Origin of the sequence: Bacillus sp. FF-1, from assembly GCF_028548245.1 — a bacterium.
GTDB lineage: Bacteria > Bacillota > Bacilli > Bacillales > Bacillaceae_G > Bacillus_A > Bacillus_A paranthracis.
The window spans coordinates 390173-408390 of sequence record NZ_JAQQGG010000001.1 but is presented as its reverse complement, the minus strand read 5'-3'; the positions used below and the strand labels follow the sequence as shown (position 1 = coordinate 408390).

At 35.4% G+C, this 18218-nt stretch carries 19 protein-coding genes and 1 riboswitch; of the genes, 2 read left to right on the top strand and 17 right to left on the bottom strand.

Translation table 11 applies throughout. The annotated features are described in order from the left end of the window. Nucleotides 1–6 precede the first annotated feature (6 nt). The 4 genes from PQF83_RS02200 to PQF83_RS02185 are packed head-to-tail and all read right to left on the bottom strand — an operon-like array spanning nt 7 to nt 3652. Complete coding sequence (locus PQF83_RS02200; RefSeq protein WP_001254346.1) at nt 7–486, bottom strand: LysM peptidoglycan-binding domain-containing protein; 480 nt, start codon at nt 484–486, stop codon at nt 7–9. A gap of 22 nt (nt 487–508) precedes the next feature. Then, a complete protein-coding gene (locus PQF83_RS02195) occupies nt 509–1072 on the bottom strand; it encodes a CPBP family intramembrane glutamic endopeptidase (protein ID WP_001025765.1) in 564 nt (187 codons plus the stop codon). Next, nucleotides 1072–2601, bottom strand: a complete 1530-nt coding sequence (locus PQF83_RS02190; RefSeq protein ID WP_000762996.1) for a RecQ family ATP-dependent DNA helicase — start codon at nt 2599–2601, stop codon at nt 1072–1074. Before PQF83_RS02190 ends, PQF83_RS02195 begins: the two co-directional genes overlap by 1 nt. Then, entirely contained in the window at nt 2591–3652 is a 1062-nt protein-coding gene (locus PQF83_RS02185; RefSeq protein ID WP_001176996.1) for a helix-turn-helix domain-containing protein, read from the bottom strand. The genes PQF83_RS02190 and PQF83_RS02185 overlap by 11 nt, the downstream gene beginning before the upstream one ends. Before the next feature lie 267 nt (nt 3653–3919). Here PQF83_RS02185 and PQF83_RS02180 point away from each other — a divergent pair, with 267 nt between their 5' ends. Beyond that, on the top strand, nt 3920–4168 hold the full coding sequence (locus PQF83_RS02180; RefSeq protein ID WP_001151996.1) for a ferredoxin: 249 nt from the start codon (nt 3920–3922) through the stop codon (nt 4166–4168). Nucleotides 4169–4291: 123 nt separating this feature from the next. Here the strand turns inward: PQF83_RS02180 and PQF83_RS02175 are convergent, their stop codons facing one another. Further along, nucleotides 4292–4870 (bottom strand): ECF transporter S component, encoded by a 579-nt coding sequence (locus PQF83_RS02175; RefSeq protein ID WP_000810854.1) that lies wholly within the window; start codon nt 4868–4870, stop codon nt 4292–4294. Between the two features lie 162 nt (nt 4871–5032). After that, a riboswitch (FMN riboswitch) is annotated at nt 5033–5172 on the bottom strand. Nucleotides 5173–5417: 245 nt separating this feature from the next. On the opposite strand from PQF83_RS02175, the gene PQF83_RS02170 reads away from it, so the two are divergent. Further along, on the top strand, nt 5418–6104 hold the full coding sequence (locus PQF83_RS02170) for a hypothetical protein (RefSeq protein ID WP_000711807.1): 687 nt from the start codon (nt 5418–5420) through the stop codon (nt 6102–6104). A gap of 29 nt (nt 6105–6133) precedes the next feature. Here PQF83_RS02170 and PQF83_RS02165 read toward each other — a convergent pair whose 3' ends face one another. The 12 genes from PQF83_RS02165 to PQF83_RS02110 form a co-directional block, all read right to left on the bottom strand. After that, nucleotides 6134–6748, bottom strand: a complete 615-nt coding sequence (locus tag PQF83_RS02165) for a peptidoglycan DD-metalloendopeptidase family protein (RefSeq protein ID WP_000645700.1) — start codon at nt 6746–6748, stop codon at nt 6134–6136. An 84-nt stretch (nt 6749–6832) separates the two neighbouring features. Next, nucleotides 6833–7414, bottom strand: coding sequence for a cob(I)yrinic acid a,c-diamide adenosyltransferase (locus PQF83_RS02160; RefSeq protein ID WP_000781284.1), 582 nt, complete (start codon nt 7412–7414; stop codon nt 6833–6835). Between the two features lie 136 nt (nt 7415–7550). Continuing rightward, a complete protein-coding gene (resE, locus tag PQF83_RS02155; RefSeq protein WP_000964682.1) occupies nt 7551–9326 on the bottom strand; it encodes a sensor histidine kinase ResE in 1776 nt (591 codons plus the stop codon). Further along, complete coding sequence (resD, locus tag PQF83_RS02150; RefSeq protein WP_000426862.1) at nt 9326–10042, bottom strand: DNA-binding response regulator ResD; 717 nt, start codon at nt 10040–10042, stop codon at nt 9326–9328. Before resD ends, resE begins: the two co-directional genes overlap by 1 nt. 302 nt (nt 10043–10344) lie before the next feature. Then, on the bottom strand, nt 10345–11502 hold the full coding sequence (gene resC, locus PQF83_RS02145; RefSeq protein ID WP_000250096.1) for a cytochrome c biogenesis protein ResC: 1158 nt from the start codon (nt 11500–11502) through the stop codon (nt 10345–10347). 14 nt (nt 11503–11516) lie between these two features. Next, the gene (resB, locus tag PQF83_RS02140) at nt 11517–13142 is read right to left on the bottom strand and encodes a cytochrome c biogenesis protein ResB (RefSeq protein WP_000910527.1); all 1626 of its coding nucleotides are present in this window, start codon (nt 13140–13142) and stop codon (nt 11517–11519) included. 121 nt (nt 13143–13263) lie between these two features. Continuing rightward, nucleotides 13264–13785, bottom strand: coding sequence for a thiol-disulfide oxidoreductase ResA (gene resA, locus PQF83_RS02135; protein WP_000742198.1), 522 nt, complete (start codon nt 13783–13785; stop codon nt 13264–13266). A 94-nt stretch (nt 13786–13879) separates the two neighbouring features. Beyond that, nucleotides 13880–14608 (bottom strand): 23S rRNA pseudouridine(2605) synthase RluB, encoded by a 729-nt coding sequence (rluB, locus tag PQF83_RS02130; protein ID WP_000440555.1) that lies wholly within the window; start codon nt 14606–14608, stop codon nt 13880–13882. Between the two features lie 289 nt (nt 14609–14897). Beyond that, nucleotides 14898–15428 (bottom strand): spore maturation protein SpmB, encoded by a 531-nt coding sequence (gene spmB / locus PQF83_RS02125; RefSeq protein WP_000029510.1) that lies wholly within the window; start codon nt 15426–15428, stop codon nt 14898–14900. Further along, nucleotides 15425–16021 (bottom strand): spore maturation protein SpmA, encoded by a 597-nt coding sequence (spmA, locus tag PQF83_RS02120; RefSeq protein WP_000247808.1) that lies wholly within the window; start codon nt 16019–16021, stop codon nt 15425–15427. The genes spmB and spmA overlap by 4 nt, the downstream gene beginning before the upstream one ends. Continuing rightward, complete coding sequence (gene dacB, locus PQF83_RS02115) at nt 16014–17138, bottom strand: D-alanyl-D-alanine carboxypeptidase DacB (RefSeq protein ID WP_001252622.1); 1125 nt, start codon at nt 17136–17138, stop codon at nt 16014–16016. Before dacB ends, spmA begins: the two co-directional genes overlap by 8 nt. A 111-nt stretch (nt 17139–17249) precedes the next feature. Beyond that, nucleotides 17250–18164: a superoxide dismutase gene (locus tag PQF83_RS02110; protein ID WP_000082669.1), complete on the bottom strand. Its 915-nt coding sequence runs from the start codon at nt 18162–18164 to the stop codon at nt 17250–17252. Nucleotides 18165–18218: the final 54 nt, after the last annotated feature.

Genomic DNA, 18218 nt, shown 5'->3' with positions numbered 1-18218 from the left:
ATTTTACTAACTTTTTCGCTTTGTGGACTTATCTTTTATCGGAATTTTTAATTCTTGACCTACATTCACTTCATCTTTTTGTAAATCATTATACTTTTTAATCACTTCGATCCCAGTTTCATCTGAAAAATATTGCTTCGCTATACTTTCTAAAGTTTCTCCCTCTTTCACCGTATGCGTGACGACTTTCTCAGATGATGCCTCGGACTCAGATTTAGCTGAATCAAAAAAAATAACCTCAAATGCACTTTTTCCAGCGTTATTACTATCACTTTTCACCTGAATATATTTATCTGTATACCATAAGATGCTAATTGGTAGTAATATGAATAGAAATGTTAAAACTCGAACGAAAATATGATTCATTTTAAACTTTTGTTTTTTTTCTTTATTTCTATGAATTTCACTACGCGGCGGTAAACCTTCTTTTTCTTCCACTCGCTCAACTTCTAATTCCTCTTCAAAATCAGGAATTCGTCTTCTCATGTTGTTCACCACCACCTTCCATTTATTTTCTTAATTGGAGTCCCATTATAAAATCAACAAGAAAGTGTGCAAAGATTGTTATAAACAAATTTCCTGTCCATTCAAATACGTAACCAAAGACAAAACTAATGAAACAGACGAAACAAAACAAAAATGGCTTTTTTATATACCGAATATGTAACACTGCAAATACAAAACTCGCTATTACAATTCCAAAGTGCGTCTGTACTACACCTCTAAATAAAAATTCTTCTGCAAAGCCGATAATGAACGTAATAACGAGTAGATGCATAACTGACATCCCTTGAAACATCCTATCATTAATACCACCATCATCAAACCAAGACTCTGGAAATACTCGCATTGCAACATAATCTAATAACACAATACCAATCGCTAACAAGCCACCTATTATAAGTATAGACACCGGTTCCCATTTCCACAGACTATACACCGATTTTATATCTCGGAATAGTATATATGCTAGTAAACAACCGATACCGATAATAATGAACTGTGTGATATACAGATTCAGCCTTATTTCTTTCGGACTCATATCTTCAATATTATGCCTTTGAATGTTCATCATTCCCCCATCTTTTCTAGACCGAAAAGCTTTTGTAACTCTGTTTCCCAATTATAGTCGAAATCCGATTGTTGCGCTTGTCTTTTTTTATAATCTGTTTTTGTAATATGACAATAGTCGCAGCAATTCTTTAACTCGCCCTCTTTTCTGTAACCGAACTGTCGCAGCAAATATTCTCGTCTACATTCTTTCACTTGTATCCATGATTTCATATTTTCTAGCTCACTATATTTATTACGTAACCTTATTTCTACTTCAGCTATTAATCTGTTCATAATTTCATCTGACAAGCTCTCTAATATTAGTTTTCGTTGTTGTATGATTCCAAGCTGTTCAAGATGATAGCGGATGAAACGCCAATATTGTTCATTAAATCTTGCTGCATTATAACAAATTTCTTCTACCTCTTCTATTGGTAATTCTTTCGTTTGAAACATTCTTTCCTGTAGTAAAGAAAATAAAAATTGTATTTGTGACTGGCTTGGCAATTCATCTTCAATTATTGAAATTGGTAAATCGTGATCTAACGGACTACATAGTAAAATAGCTATACTTGGTTCACCATCTCTTCCAGCTCTTCCGATTTCTTGTAAATAAGAAGCTATATTAGTCGGATAGTGAAAATGAATAATATATCTCGTGTTTGATTTATTTACTCCCATACCAAAAGCACTTGTACATATTACAAGCTGTAATTGGTCATTCATAAACTGCTGTTGAATTAACATACGCTCTTCATGTTCCATACCACCATGATAGAAAGCGACACCAGTAACGCCTTTTCCTCTTAAATATTCCGTTAAACGTTCTGTCCACGCTCTGCTTGAACAATATACAATCCCCGGCCCTTGTAAATACATCACCTGGTCCAAAAGCGCCTCTTTCTTCTCTTCTATCGTCTCTACAAATTGTACTTCCATTGCTATATTTGGACGATCAATAGAGTATACATGCTGCGTCACATTCTCCAAATTCAAACTCTCTGCTATATCTCGGAGTACATCTTTCGTCGCTGTTGCAGTTAATGCTAGCACTGTAGGAGACCCGATATTCTTAATAACTACATTTAGTTTTTTATAATCTGGTCTAAAATCATAACCCCATTGCGAAATACAATGAGCTTCATCCACAACAAATAATGAAATATGAACTTTCTTCAATTCTCTTATTAACAATTCCGACTGCAACATCTCTGGTGATACAAAAATAAATTTATAAGAAGCTAATCTTTTCATCGCTTCTCTTTTTTCCTGTAATGTCCGAAAACTATTAAATGCTATCACTCGGTTTTTCACAACATATTTTAATTGTGTAACCTGATCTTCCATCAAAGATAATAATGGTGATACAACAAGTACTGTCCCTTCTTGCATGAGCCCTGGAAGTTGATAGCACATAGACTTCCCTCTTCCGGTCGGAAGCATCGCTATAACATCTTTTCCTTCCAATAAATCTGTAATTACCCCTTTTTGACCTGGACGAAATTCAGAATATCCAAACCACCTATATAAATATTCCTCAAGTTTCATTTATACCCTCCATCCGCGCCAATACAAGACGAACTTCAAAATAAGAGATATCCTCTCCAACCGCTTGTTTCAACTCACGCAGCTTACGTGTTTGTAATGCATCAATTACTTCTGTTACTTTATCTATTTTGTCTTTTTCCATAAACATCTCGATTGAAAAATCTCTTTCTCGCAAAGCAATTTCAACAAAATGATCTTCTATCGTTGCAACCTTTAGATTTCTAATTGTCGCTATTTCTTCTAATGAGCGCCCTTGCCTCCAAAAATTATATGTTTTTTTTGTTGATAAACTAAATAATTCAGCTCTCTCATTTGGATAAGAAATAATTTCAGCTAATAACGGAAATTCATTTTCATAATCGCGAACTTCTTGTATAAGGAAATGAATTGTACCCCAAAATAAAAAGTACACCCTGAAAACATCTCGTTTCGTAATTTCTGCTAACTGCTGCAATGTACAACCGATACGTTCATATCCTGTTAATCTATATGTTACAATCGTTGCTTCTACCACATCACATTTCCTTAAAAGAGTATATATTTCTTTCCATAATCTTTTTGCCAATTCACTACGCCTATACGGCATACCTGTTAAAAAGCGTTTCACCCAAACCATTATTTCTGTATCTTGTTGAATAGGAATAAACTTCGTATTATTCTGTTGTAAATTAGATATAGTTTGAATAATTAAAGATAATCTTTTCCAAAATGTTTCACCTAATTCACCATAGTGCAAACCATGTAAATGCGCTGGAAAAGCATACCCTTCCTCCCATGTATGTAACTGCATTTTACCTTTAGGTGTTAACAAATATGTATTTTCATGTATTTCTTGAATCAAATCTGCTTGCAACAACTTTGCAACTTCACGATCATATTCAGCTCTATTTAGCGATTTATATATTCCAAACAAAAAAGAAATTCGGAACATATTTCCATCTTGTAACGTTTGCGAAGAACGTTTTCCCTTTAATAAATAATAAATAGAAGAAACGGTCCTTTCACCATTCAATTGTTTTAAACAATACAATACAGTATATTGTAGTTGCATTACCGCTTCCACCTTTCAATCTAACTTAGTTACTCATTAAACTTATCATATGGGCAATATGTACTTGTATATATTCTATTGTACCAAACGAAATAACATTTACGTATTTTGAAAATCTTATGACATAATGCAGAAATTAGTTGACACTCTAATTGATAAGGATTATCATTATAATTTTATGTTGAAAAGTTTTAAAAACCGTTTTACAATAAGGTTATAATTTTTATGGCGAGCTTTTCACATACATATTATCAGGAGGGAAAAAAGATGGCAAAATATACAATCGTTGATAAAGATACTTGTATCGCATGTGGTGCTTGTGGCGCTGCTGCACCAGACATTTATGACTATGATGATGAAGGTATTGCATTCGTAACATTAGACGATAACCAAGGTATTGTTGAAATTCCAGATGTATTACTTGAAGATATGATGGATGCATTTGAAGGTTGTCCAACTGACTCAATTAAAGTTGCTGACGAATCATTCGACGGCGATGCTTTAAAGTTCGAATAGTCTTTTATTAACTTCAAAAAATACCCCTCATTCCTTTGAGGGGTATTTTTTGTTTTCTATTTTCATTCTCCTTATTAAAAAACCATTAGTAGTTACATACTACTAATGGTTTTATTTTATATTTTATGCATTTTTCATTTTTGCAAACACCCATACTTTCAGGCGTGAGAATAACGCTACAAATACAATTGTCACAACAATTCCTTTAATCAAATTAAATGGTAAGATTGCCGTTACAACCGTTGTCTTTATCGCTTCGCTAGACATAGCTGGTGAATTTAAAAACCAAGTGTAAGCTGGGAATATGATGATGTAATTTAATACGCTCATAATAAGAGCCATTGTAATTGTCCCTAGCATTAATCCTGTCGTTAAACTCTTAACAGTACGATACTTTCTAAATAAGAAAGTTGCTGGTCCAATAAATAAACATCCTGCAATAAAGTTAGCAATTTCTCCAACTGGTACTCCCGTTAAACTCCCTTGAATCCCGTAATGTAAAATATTCTTTATCGCTTCTACAATTATCCCTGCAACCGGCCCGAAAATAATTGCAGCAATTAGAGCTGGTACATCACTAAAATCAATTTTTAAAAATGGCGGAAGCCCTGGGAATGGGAAATCCAACATCATCAGTAAATATGCAATACTACTTAGCATCGCTACACTCACCATCTGCACTACACTGTTTTTTTGTTTCATCTTTCTCTCTCCTTTTCCATCGATCATCTCATGGAAAGTGGAAAGGTTCTGCTATGCCTACTTTTTCATAGAACGAAAAAACCCTTTGTGTTTTACACAAAGGGAGAATTTAAGGCACATCAAACAGACGTTCAAATACTTATCTTTTTTGAACGCTTGAACCTCCATCTTCTCCCATCCAGACTGTACTGTCGGCTTTGGAATCACACCAAATCCTGCCTTAACGGCTCGCGGGCTTAGAACAAAATCACATATAGTTCATCACCGCCGGTCGGGATTTTCACCCTGCCCCGAAGATAGACCGATATTCTATTTTCCACTTCATTATACAACAACATGATCGTATTGTGAACAAAAAAATCGTAACTTATTAAAAATAAGTTATTGATTTTACATAATCAAAATCATTCATTATATTTTACAATACACTCCATATTTTTTAGTATTCGGCATTTCTCCTATGAATCCCCTAGTCATATATAATTAAAAGTGATAAGATGTTGAATTGTTAAGATAAGAACATTTTCTGGATTATGGAGGAAATGTCATGAAGAAAGAGAAGAGACACTCTATTCGAGAAACAATGAAAAAAAACTTAAGGAAAGAATACTTTTACTTAAAAAAAGAATTACTTTTCTACTGTCCAATTGATTTAGGCACATTCTCAAGCGAGACATACTATGCTGCTTTCGATGAAGATGGCATCAGTATTTATCAGTATGATAAAAAGACAGAAAGTAAATTAAAATTATGTGAGCGTCATCCGTGGAAGAGTTGGAATAAAGTGAAGGTGGATCATTATTTAACAACTTCACAATTTATTTTTCAAGGTGAGCGAAACTGGATATTATCCCTTTTCCAAAAAGGAAAAGAAGCTCAAAAAATAATCGAAGAGCATACATCTTTACAAACTGAAGTTGTTTCCCGCTCTTTCTTAAAAAAACTTCCTGGTTTCCGTTCTAATGCACCGTTGAATAAATACATCGGCAGCATTTGCTATACTGCACTCATTGCATTTTTATTAAAATGGATGATTCCATTTCAAGGACCACAAATCGCCCTGTACTCTATTTCAATCGGTTGTATGCTTCTTGGTTTACTTTGTTTGACAATTGGTTTAATTGAACCGACTATTGTACTATTTCGAACAAACGAAAAAACAAGAGCGAAAGTATTTTACTTATATAGCTACTTAGCTATTTCTGGATTTATATGTGTCTTTATTTTTTGGTAAAAAAGAGCTAGTTAAACTAGCTCTTTTTTTTACTTTACATATAATTGTTGATTTGGATAAATGAGCTCTTGTTGCAACCCATTTTTTTCTTGAATTTCCTTAACGGACATTCTAAATTTCCGTGCAATGCTAACTAGAGTATCACCTTTTTGGACAACGTATAACGATGAAGAAACTGTTTCATTTCTTTGTTCATGTAAAACAAGCAATGGATTCATCGCATTCTTTTTTGCCATCGTCCATCTTCCTTGATGAACTTCTAAATGTAAGTGTGCACCTCGGGATTCTCCTGTATTTCCTACTTCTCCAATTATTTCTCCTTTTGAAATATAATCCCCTTGAGCTACATATCTCTTATTTAAATGTGCATACACAGCCTCATATTCTCCATGTTTAATAAATATAACGTTTCCATAACTACTTGAATAATAAGACTTTGTTACCTTCCCTTCTTGAATAGCTGACACAGGCGTGCCGATCGGTGCCGCTATATCTATACCGTAGTGTTTTCCGTGCCTTGTTCCAAAATAATCACTTATCTGTCCTTCAACAGGCCATGCCCATTGATTTCCCTCTGCGTACACATGTAATTGAGATAAAAACAGTACTGTCAATAACATGACGCCGTATTTTAAAGCTTTCATATAAATCCTCCGTTTTCTAATTACGACCATACCTTCTCTATTTTGGTATATTACAGAAAAAACTATACAAAAAAAGAAAGTGAATCACTCCACTTCCTTCTCTTTCTTATCACGAAAAACGATTGCACTGCGATTATACTCTACATCTTTTACTTGTAATCGAGCGTTTATTACTCTAGCTACTGCAAATAAATAATCAGATAATCTATTTACATACTTTAGAACAACTTCATTTATTTCTCCTTCTTTTTGCAGGGACACGATACATCGTTCTGCTCGCCTTACAACTGTACGTGCAATATGAATAGCAGCTGCCGACTCGCTTCCACCTGGTAAAATAAACCGTTCTAGCGGCGGTGCTTCTTCTATATACGAATCAATCCTACTTTCTAAGTTTTCGACCATTTCAATTTTTACTTTATAAGGAATTTTCTCGCCTACTATCGCCAAGTCTCCCCCGCAATCAAATAGTTCATGTTGAATATTTTCAAGTTCATTATAAATATCTCCGAAAGACCCGCCTTGTAGTTTAGTCATCGCATATCCAATATGAGAATTCGCCTCATCTATTGTGCCATATGCTTCAACTCGGATATTATCTTTATCCACTCTGCCGCCTATTACACTTGTTGTCCCTTTATCTCCTGTTTTTGTATATAATTTCATTGCTTTACGACACCCCTCTCATCATTCTTCATTCGACTAAGTTAGAAAAAAGTTCTACTATTATTTATTTAATTGATTTTACAAAAAAATAAACAACAGTAGAACTTTATTCATTATCAACTTTTAAAACGCATATTTAAATTATACGATTCGGTAAATATACAGAGAATGTAGTTCCCTCTCCAACAACACTTGAAACAGCAATTTTCCCATCATGGCCTTGCACAATATTTTTTGCAATCGCAAGCCCGAGTCCTGTTCCACCTTTTTTCCCACGTGTTCTTGCTTTATCAGCTTTATAGAAACGATCAAATAAAAATGGAATATCTTCTTCTGGAATACCAGCGCCCGAATCTTGTACTTCAAAAATAAGACCATTATTTTTCGTATCAATTACAAGCGTTACATGTCCACCTGCGTTCGTATGACGTATTGCGTTATCAATTAAATTCGTCAATACTTGTTCCATACGATCTGCATCAAACGGGTATTGCTCAATTGGATTTTTGAAATCAACCGTTAACGCGACTTCTTTATCCTTTGCAATTCCTTGGAATTTACGACCTATTTTTTCAACGAAAGGATGAATATCAACTTCACCTATATGTAACTCTACATTACCACTTTCCATACGCGCTAAATCTAACAATTCATTTACAAGTTTCCCTAAACGAACGGATTCATCATAAATGATTTGAACAAACTCGTTAATTTCTTCTTTTGTTTGCACAATATCATCTAAAATTGCTTCACTATACCCTTGGAGCATGACCATCGGTGTACGAAGTTCATGTGATACGTTCGCAATAAAGTCTTGGCGCATTTTCTCAAGACGGCGTTCTTCCGTCATATCACGCAATACAGCTACAGCCCCACGAATTTTCGTTTGATTGTAAAGCGGCGTCATAAGAACTACATAGTTACCTTTTTGTAAATTAATTTCAACCACTTGTTGTTGTTCGCTTTCTACAACGAGATGGAATAGTTCAACAAGTTCAGAAGGTAGTTTTTTACTGAGCTCTATCTCTTTTTCTTCTTGCCAAACTTGTAAGAAATGTTCAGCCGGCGGATTGATTACAACGACTTCACCCTCTTGATTTAATGTAATAACCCCATCTGCCATACTACTTAAAATACTAGCTAACTGTTCTTTCTCTTGCTGCAGGGCATTCATATTAAACTTCAACTGTTTCCCCATTTGATTTAAGGCCGTTGCAAGCTCACCAATCTCGTCCTGGGATACCATAGGAGCTTTTGCATCAAACTTCCCACGCGACACCTCAAAAGCAACCTCACGCATTTTACGAAGTGGCGCTGTAATTCGAGTAGATAAAAAGAATGCAAAGAAAGTTGTTAATATAATCGCAATCCCTGCTGATAAGAATATAAAATCAGTCGTTCTTTCCATACCTTGTATCGGTACTTGTAAAGATTCGTATACAAACACTGCACTTTGATTTTTTGACTGCACTGGTTTTCCGACAATCATAATATCATTTTCAGTATTTTTATTCTTTCTACTATTAGAGGCTTTTCTAATGTTATTCTTAATTTCTTTTTTGTCTGTAAAAACAGCCGCTAATTCTTTATCTTCTTTCAAATCATCCATTGTAAGAGTGACTAATCCTTCTTGTTTCGGTGAAGAAGATATTTCTTTACCATCTTCTACAATAATGATCCTTGAAAGTGGGTCAGAGAATTTGTACGCGATATTCTCAATCGTTTTTACATCGGCACCTTCTTCAATTAACTCTGAAACACTTGTTGCAACTTTTTGAAGCCTAGCTTCACTCATATCTACATAATATGTTCTAAAAAACTGTGAAAGTAAAATCGCAACAAATCCAAGCACGAACGAAACGAGAAGTAATATGGTCATCCATAACTTCCCTACTACACTTCTCCAAAGCATCAGTCGTTCACAACCTCAAACTTGTAACCTACGCCCCAAACGGTAACAATCATCTTCGCAGCATCGGGTGATTTTTTACTTAACTTCTCACGTAAACGCTTTACATGCGTATCAACTGTACGTAAATCTCCGAAGAATTCATATTGCCATACTTCTTTTAGCAATTGCTCACGATCGAATACTTTATCAGGCGCTTTCGCTAAGAATAATAGTAATTCGTACTCTTTCGGTGTTAAATTCACCTCATTACCATCTGCTGTAACACGGTGTGCATCATTATCAATTGTTAAATGAGGGAACACAGTAACATCTTTTGTCGTTGTATCTTGTGTAAAGAATGTTGTTGGTACAGAACGGCGTAAGACCGCTTTCACTCGAAGCACTACTTCGCGTGGACTAAATGGTTTCACAATATAATCATCAGTTCCTACCTCAAACCCTTGTACTCGATTTACTTCTTCACCTTTTGCTGTCAACATAATAATTGGCGTTGCTTTCTTCTCACGAACCCCTTTACATACTTCAATACCATCTTTACCAGGCATCATAAGATCTAATAGGATTAAATCATAATCATTTTGCAGCGCCATTTCTAAAGCTGTATCACCATTGTCTGCTTCTTCAATTGTGTATTGTTCTCTCTCTAAATACATTTTCAACAAACGACGAATACGATCCTCATCGTCTACAATTAAAATTCTTGATTCATTTTCCATTTCTACCCGTTGCGTACTTTTACCACAACGGTTCACACCTACCCTTCTATACTATTATGTTGCGCTATTCTCGTTTATTTAAGCAATCTTCTAAATGTTTCACTTCCCATATTATGCTTCACAAGAATAATAAAGTTCGTTCAATTTTTTTCCAAAACTATGTATTTTTTTTGAACAGTATATAATGTCCTCGACATCATTTTACAAAATCAACCGCTACTTTGTCATGTTTTTCTCAAAAAAGAAGAAAAGTTGACAAAAATAAAATAGGAAAGTGACATACACTCTCCTATTTTATTTCTCTATGCGTATGAATGTAAACCCGCGATAATTAAGTTTACTACAATAAAGTTAAACATAATGATTGCAAAACCAATTACCGCTAACCATGCTGACTTCTCTCCATGCCATCCTTTTGATAAACGTAAATGTAATACCGCCGCATAAAAGAGCCACGTTATAAGTGCCCAAACCTCTTTCGGATCCCAGCCCCAAAAACGTGTCCACGCTATTTGAGCCCAAATCATAGCGAAAATTAATGCACCCAATGTGAAAACTGGGAATCCAATTGCAATAGAACGATATCCTATTTCATCTAACAAATCGCTATTCGTATTTTTCACTAACGGCTGAAGTGCCGCTGATACTCGTTTACGTAAAATTAGCCTTAATACAATATAGAGTAACGTTCCGACTAACACTGACCAAATAACAGTATTTAATTTTTTCGCATTTACAATCGCCGGAACTTCAACTGTCGGCTCTAATTTATTTTCTGTCAGTAACTTCCCTTCATGCGGCCCCACTAAAGCCGGAAGATTGTATTTCATTTCCACTTGTTGTTCATTTTTATCAATCCATTGAAACTTTGCTTCATATTTCATACTAGAATATACCGTTGTTACTCCAATAAACCCAACTGTACAAACCAGTGTGAATACTACCGTCTCTAGCCAAAATGTACGTTTACTTTTCACTGATTGATCTACATTTTTCAATAAATACATAACGCCTGTAATAAAACTAATTGCTAAAATTGCTTGTCCTGCAGCCGCAGTCGTCACGTGAATATGTAACCAATTACTTTTTAAAGATGGAATAAGCGGTGATATTTCCCTCGGAAACATACTCGCGTAGGCAATTAATAAAAGCGCAACTGGTAATGCAAAGAGCCCAATTATACTTACGCGGTACATAAAATACATGACAATAAATGCTCCGACAAGCATCATGCCGAAAAACGTACCGAACTCAAAAAAGTTACTAACCGGTGCATGTCCTGATGCAATCCATCTTGTAACAAAATATACCGTTTGTGCAATAAACCCTAAAATTGTAATCGTTATTCCTACATTTGCCCATTTATGACCCTTTTCTTTAATTGCTCCCCCAAAAAATAGAGTGGCAATTAAATATAAAATAAATGCGGTAAAGAGAAAGTTACTACTTATTTGCACCATATCGTTTCCCCACCTTAACTAATTTTTTTATCGACTACTTTATCATTTGGTTGCGGAATTGCTGTACCTTCTAGTACTCTTTCAATATCTTTCTTTAAACCGAACCAGTTTTTATTCGTATGTCCTGCAATCCACCATTCATCATTAACGCGTTGTATCCAAATACGGCGATGATTCCAATACATTCCTTGAATGACACCAACCATAAATATAAACCCTCCAATACCGAGAATCCAAAGCGTTAAATCTTTTCTTACAGTAAGTGCTGTTGCATTTTGCATTTCCACACCTGCAAAGGACATTTTATATTTGTTATTCCCATCAGGTTCTATATTTTGCTGAATACCAACAAAACTCACTTCACCATCTGGTGTTTCAGGTGTAAACATTTTAAATACAAATGCAGGGTTGTTTGGTAATTTTGTTTTTGTATTTGGTCTTCCATTCTCATCAAAATAAAAATCAGGGAAATAGCTTAATAGTTCTAAAGAATAACCATTTCCTAAATCATATTTTTCTGCAGGGTTTGTTAAATCAACTTTAATCGGTCCCCACTTTTGATTATTTTCTTTATTTTGCAAGTTAAAGGACATACTTTTAAATTCATTTTCTTTATAATCCACTTGATACACTGCAAACTTATCAAATTTCAGTGGTTCATTCACTCGAATTTCCGCTTCTTTTACTTTTTCCAATTTCGGCTTTTGTCCTGCTATATTTTCCCCTACTGCTTTATACAATACAGCATTCGTTTGGAAGTTTTTCGCAATCATTTTATCACCTACACGGTCAATTGCTTCATCAAAAACCTCCTTGTCCTTACTTTTATCATAAACTTCCTTTATAAACTTCTCGTTTTTTAAATAGTATTGACCATCTGTCCCTGGTATTTCTTTCATTTCTCCATCACGTAACCAAATCGCTTCGTCTACGTACATACTTGGTAAAAAACGGAGCATCGCACCGAATAAAAAGATGATGAGACCGATATGATTCACATATGGACCCCAGCGTGAAAACCGTCCCTTTTCCGCCAAAATATTTCCGTCTTCCACTTTTACGTTATAGTTTCTTTTCTTTAAATTCTTTTGAACTCTTTCAAAATCACCATCTTGCGGTGTACCAGTACCGTATAATCTTTGTCTCTTTAAAAAGCTAGGGTGTCTTTTCACCCCTTGCTTCTTTAAAGCTTTATAAAGTGGAATGACACGATCTAAACTGCATATCACAAGTGAAATACCAATTGAAGCAATTAAAATCATATACCACCACGAACCGTATAAATTATTAAAGCCTAATTGATAGTATAATTGCCCTAAAAATCCGTATTCTTGCTTATAATATTCAGCTGGTGCAATTCCTGGAGTTATGTACATTTCTTGCGGAAAAATAGTCCCTATCGCCGATGCAGCTAAAGTGATTACAATGAGCCATACACCGACTTTTACAGAAGAGAAAAAGCTCCAAATTTTATCAATAATCGTTTTTGTTTGCGTGAGAGATCTCCGAGCACTCCCCTCATAGCGCATATCCAATAGTTTTATATTTTCATTGCTTTCAAATGGTTTCCCGCAAGCTTCACAAAAAACAGTTCCTATCGGATTCACATGTCCACATTCACATTTAATTTCTTTCAACACTCTCACCGCCCCTGTATCTATATGTACTATTGTATATTCTAACCTCAATTTACCGCAATACTCAGAATTTTTAAACCAAAGGCACTATAGGTAAGCGCCTTGTATGTAAAGGTTTTCTTTATTACGGAGTGATTTTCTTTAAATACTCCTCCAATTGTTCCTTCGTTTGTTCACCTTTAATCTCTTGAATCACCTTACCATCTTTATCAATCAAGAAGCTTGTTGGTAATGGTATTACTCCATACGTTTTTATAATTTCTCCACCTTTATCGATTGCAACAGGGAACTTAAGATCGTATTGTTTCACAAAATTCTTAACAGCAATATCCGTTTCATCTGCATCTAACGCAATGATTTCAACGCCTTTTTCTTTATACTTTGGATATAGTTCATTCATATAAGGCATTTCTTTCTCACAAGGTTTACACCACGTACCCCAAAAGTTTAAAAATACACCTTTTCCCTTAAAATCTTTTAGCTCAATTTTCTTTCCTTCTAAATCTGTCACAACAAAGTTAGGTGCTTCTTTTCCAATTTCCATTTTCTCTTCTTTAGAGAAATATCCTTGATAAAGTGTAAATCCTACAGCACCACATAAAATGAGCAGAATAATAACGCGAAATAATAAGCGATTTTTTTTCATATTGTCTCCCCTCTCTTCGACGAGTGATGAATATATGTATTTTTTAATAAATCACCAGCGGAGCATTCCACTGGTGAAATTTTCACAATATCGATTAGCGAGGCTTTGTAGAAGCCAATGCACGTAATTGTTTTACCTCATGTGGTGTCAATTCTCTTGCATCACCAGGTCGCAGGCTTCCTACTTCTAAGAAAGCATAGCGTTCACGCTTTAGTTTCACTACTTTACAATCTAACGCTTCAAACATACGACGTACTTGACGGTTACGTCCTTCATGAATTGTTAATTGTACAATCGCCATTTCTTTACGCTTGTCCCAAGAAATAATCTTCACACGTGCTGGTGCTGTTTTTCCGTCTTCTAACATCACACCGCGTTCTAACATGCGGATTTTTTCACCTGTTAGAGGCCCTTTTATTTTTGCAACATATGTTTTTTCAACTTTATATCTAGGGTGCATTAATACGTTTGCGAAGTCCCCATCGTTTGTCATTAATAATACGCCAGACGTATCATAATCTAAACGTCCGATTGGGAATAAACGTTGTGTAATTTCCGGGAAAAAGTCTGTTACAACACTTCTTCCTTTATCATCTGATACACTTGAAATTACGCCAGTTGGTTTATATAGTAAAAAATAAACAGGTTCTTCTTTTTCAAGAGGGATGTTATTTACTTCTACTTTATCTTGAGGAGTTACTTTCGTTCCTAACTCCTTCACTATTTTTCCGTTAACTTTCACTTTTCCTTGCTGAATTAATTCCTCAGCCTTTCTTCTCGATGCAATACCTGCTTGCGCAATCACTTTTTGTAATCGTTCCATTTCTTTTTTTCACCTCGAATTTATCTTACCTTACATTAGAAAGACTTGGCAACCGCATACGCTTGACGGCTTTTTGCTCCATCTTACTTAAACAACATAGCGATGATAATAAACATATAAAGGTCAAATCATGTTTTTACCTTTTATTATTGTCCATATTTTTCATATTGCTCACAATAAAAGTTCATTATTTTGTCAAAAATACCGCATAAAAAAACCACTATTAAGCAACACCTTAATAGTGGTCGTATACGTATTATAAGCGAAATAGCATAAAAAATGAATAGCATTACTGAAACAATAGAGAAACAAATACAATCGAACAAATAATTCCGATTAAATCGGCAAAAAGTCCTACTTTTAATGCATCTCCCATTTTTCTAATTCCAACAGCTCCGAAGTATACTGTTAAAATATAAAAAGTTGTGTCTGTACTCCCTTGCATCGTAGAAGCCAATCGCCCAATGAACGAGTCCGGTCCATACGTCGCAATTAAATCGGTCGTAATACTTAAACCAGCAGAGCCCGAAATAGGACGTATAAGTGCTAGTGGAACAATTTCTGCTGGGACATGAATTAAATCTAACATCGGCTTCATTACTGATATCATTGCATCTAATGCACCTGAAGCTCGAAATATAGAAATAGATACGAGCATTCCAACCATAAACGGTAAAATAGAGATTGCAATTTGAATCCCTTCTTTTCCCCCCTCAACGAACGATTCATACGTCGGAACTTTCTTTATCGTGCCATATAGAAGGATAAAACCAATGACACAAGGGATTACCCATAATGATATCGTATTGACAATGCTCATTTTTTCCGCCCCTTCCTACTCCTTCTTCGGTAAAAATAGCGGTCAATCCAAATCGCTCCGATCATAGAGAGTACTTGTGCAATGAATGTTACCCCAACAATTTCAGTTGGATTTGCTGATTCATACGTCATTCGAATCGAAATGACGGTCGTAGGAATTAAAGTAATCGCTGATGTATTTAATGCCAAAAACGTTACCATAGAACGGCTCGCCGAATCCTTCCCTCCATTTAACTCTTTCAATTGTTCCATCGCTTTAATGCCAAGAGGGGTCGCTGCATTACCTAAACCAAAAAAGTTTGCCATCATATTTGATAAAATAAATCCCATTGACGGATGATCCTTCGGTATTTCTGGAAACAGCCTTTTTACTATCGGCATAAAAAGTGCCACTAACTTTTTTAACAATCCGGCTTCCTCTGCAATTTTCATTAAGCCGAGCCAAAATACTAAAACACTAATGAGTCCTATACAAATCGTTACCGCATCTTTCGCTCCATCAAATACAGCTTTATTTATTTCTTCCATTGTTCCATTTATCATCGCATACACAATCCCAATGACAGCCATCGCTACCCATACGAGATTAACCATCGTTCCCAACACCTATCATGTAAGAAAAAATTTCTTTCACATTATTCCAGTACATTCCCGTTGTAGCTACTAACTTTCGTTTACTATAAAATAAATTCCGTTCTCCAACTTTCTCATTGCCAACATAAACGTCTGTCTTTCCAACCTTTACTCCATCCACAAGCTTTGCACTTTTATCTAGTTCAACTTTTAATACTACGCTCTTTTTTTCTTCTTCAGTTAAAGGTACTGAAAAACTATTTTTCGTGTAAACATGATTGGCGTATTTCTTTTCGGTTATTTCAGCAAGTGCTCCTTGTCCTAAAACTTTTGTTTGTTCGAAACGGTCAAAACCTTTATCAAATAAATTCATATGATCATCCCAATCACTAGAAGCGCTCAAAGTTACGACAATTAGATCTAGTCCATCTTTTGATGCTGTTGTAACAAGCGTTCTTCCTGCTTTCTTCGTAAAACCTGTTTTTCCCCCTGTTGCAAATTCATAATACGACGTCACAAGTTTATGTTTATTTTTCCACGGATAATCCCACGAATCTGATTTATACGTTTTTGTTCCAAAAATTTTCTTAAAAGTTTCGTTCCCCATTGCATACCTTGTTAAAAGTGCCATATCATAGGCCGACGAATAATGGGATCCATCTCCATCCAAACCATGTGGGTTTGAAAAGTGAGTGTCTTTCATTCCAATTTGTTTCGCCTTTTCATTCATTAAATATACAAACCCTTCTATACTCCCTCCTACATTTTCAGCAATTACTTGTGCTGCATCATTACCAGATCTAAGCATGAGTCCATATACTAAATCCTCTAATTTTACTTTCTGTCCAGGCTTTAAATAAATTGCTGAGCCTTCTACTCTCACTGCTTCATTACTAACCGAGACCATTTCTTTCATTTTTCCTGACTCAGCAGCTAACAAGGCAGTCATAATTTTTGTTATACTAGCAATCTTTTGCGGCTCATGTTCTGCTTTTCCGTATAATACGCGACCTGACTGTTGCTCCATTAATACAGCATTTCGAGCACTAACATTGCTGGTCATCTTTGCATATGTAGGAATTGGTATAACGCTTGCGTACATAATAAGAAGCGTAATGATTACACAAATTCGTCTCATATTTCCCCCCACGTCCTTTTGGCACTTTTTGTACAAGTGTATGCTTGGCCTTTTAAAATATGAACGAAATCTCCCTCTCCTTCCAATAAAAAAGACGCAGAGAACCTGCGTCTAATAAGGTGTCCATTCTATTTGTTTTGCACTTTCAAATCTTTTTTCTACATCCGGCCAATTTACAACATTCCACCAATTTTTAATATATTCATCTTTTCGATTTTGGTATTGTAAATAATACGCATGTTCCCACACGTCTAGTACAAGGAGCGGTATCGTATCCCATTGTGTAAATAATTGATGAAGTGTACTCTGTAAAATTTCTAATCTTCCCGATCGCGGAACCCAAACGAGAATTGCCCATCCTGAACCTTCCACTTTAGAGGCTGCTTCTGTAAAATGTTTTTGAAAACGCAAGAAACTTCCAAAATCTTGTTCAATCCGGTGTGAAAGAGCCCCTCTTGGACTTCCGCCGCCACCTTTTTTCATGTTATTCCAAAATATTGTGTGCAAGTAATGACCTGATCCATGAAAAGCAGCTTCTCTTTCCCAATGCTTAATTAAATCAAATTGATTTGTTTTTCTCGCTTCTTCCATCATCTTCTCTGCCTTATTTAATCCTTCCACGTAACTACGATGATGTTTATCATGGTGTAACATCATAATTTCTCTAGAAATATACGGTTCTAACGCATTATATGGATAAGGTAGTGGTGGGAGTGTATGCCCTCCAATTGGAACAGCTCGTTCACTATCCCCTCTTTCACATAGTTCATATTCCTCTTCCCCCTGCACGAATACTTCCTGCAAATGATGTTGAATATGTTCTACATCATCACTTATTTCATACATAAACTCTGCATCTGTATCATACTCATGCTCTTTCATACGGTCTAATAACGTTTGAATTTTATAAGCAAGCATATGGACATCATACACTTCCATTGCACGGCTATCTAATACGTGAAGAACACTTTCACACCAGCTTTCTACTTCATGAAAGTAATCTGTGAATACACCTTGCTGGCTCATGTTACACCTCCTTAATGCTATCCCCTTAAATATATTCAAAGGCAATCTCTTATA

Bases quoted from the DNA above. Each gene is read 5' to 3' on its own strand.
- spmA (WP_000247808.1), bottom strand. From the start codon at position 16,021: ATGGTTAATCTCGTATGGGTAGCGATGGCTGTCATTGGGATTGTGTAT.
- PQF83_RS02165 (WP_000645700.1), bottom strand. From the start codon at position 6,748: ATGAAAGCTTTAAAATACGGCGTCATGTTATTGACAGTACTGTTTTTA.
- PQF83_RS02175 (WP_000810854.1), bottom strand. From the start codon at position 4,870: ATGAAACAAAAAAACAGTGTAGTGCAGATGGTGAGTGTAGCGATGCTA.
- resE (WP_000964682.1), bottom strand. From the start codon at position 9,326: ATGCTTTGGAGAAGTGTAGTAGGGAAGTTATGGATGACCATATTACTT.
- spmB (WP_000029510.1), bottom strand. From the start codon at position 15,428: ATGAGCATTGTCAATACGATATCATTATGGGTAATCCCTTGTGTCATT.
- PQF83_RS02170 (WP_000711807.1), top strand. From the start codon at position 5,418: ATGAAGAAAGAGAAGAGACACTCTATTCGAGAAACAATGAAAAAAAAC.
- PQF83_RS02195 (WP_001025765.1), bottom strand. From the start codon at position 1,072: ATGAACATTCAAAGGCATAATATTGAAGATATGAGTCCGAAAGAAATA.
- PQF83_RS02190 (WP_000762996.1), bottom strand. From the start codon at position 2,601: ATGAAACTTGAGGAATATTTATATAGGTGGTTTGGATATTCTGAATTT.
- PQF83_RS02180 (WP_001151996.1), top strand. From the start codon at position 3,920: ATGGCAAAATATACAATCGTTGATAAAGATACTTGTATCGCATGTGGT.
- resA (WP_000742198.1), bottom strand. From the start codon at position 13,785: ATGAAAAAAAATCGCTTATTATTTCGCGTTATTATTCTGCTCATTTTA.
- dacB (WP_001252622.1), bottom strand. From the start codon at position 17,138: ATGAGACGAATTTGTGTAATCATTACGCTTCTTATTATGTACGCAAGC.
- PQF83_RS02200 (WP_001254346.1), bottom strand. From the start codon at position 486: ATGAGAAGACGAATTCCTGATTTTGAAGAGGAATTAGAAGTTGAGCGA.
- PQF83_RS02160 (WP_000781284.1), bottom strand. From the start codon at position 7,414: ATGAAATTATATACAAAAACAGGAGATAAAGGGACAACAAGTGTAATA.
- PQF83_RS02185 (WP_001176996.1), bottom strand. From the start codon at position 3,652: ATGCAACTACAATATACTGTATTGTATTGTTTAAAACAATTGAATGGT.
- resD (WP_000426862.1), bottom strand. From the start codon at position 10,042: ATGGAAAATGAATCAAGAATTTTAATTGTAGACGATGAGGATCGTATT.
- rluB (WP_000440555.1), bottom strand. From the start codon at position 14,608: ATGGAACGATTACAAAAAGTGATTGCGCAAGCAGGTATTGCATCGAGA.
- resC (WP_000250096.1), bottom strand. From the start codon at position 11,502: ATGGTGCAAATAAGTAGTAACTTTCTCTTTACCGCATTTATTTTATAT.
- PQF83_RS02110 (WP_000082669.1), bottom strand. From the start codon at position 18,164: ATGAGCCAGCAAGGTGTATTCACAGATTACTTTCATGAAGTAGAAAGC.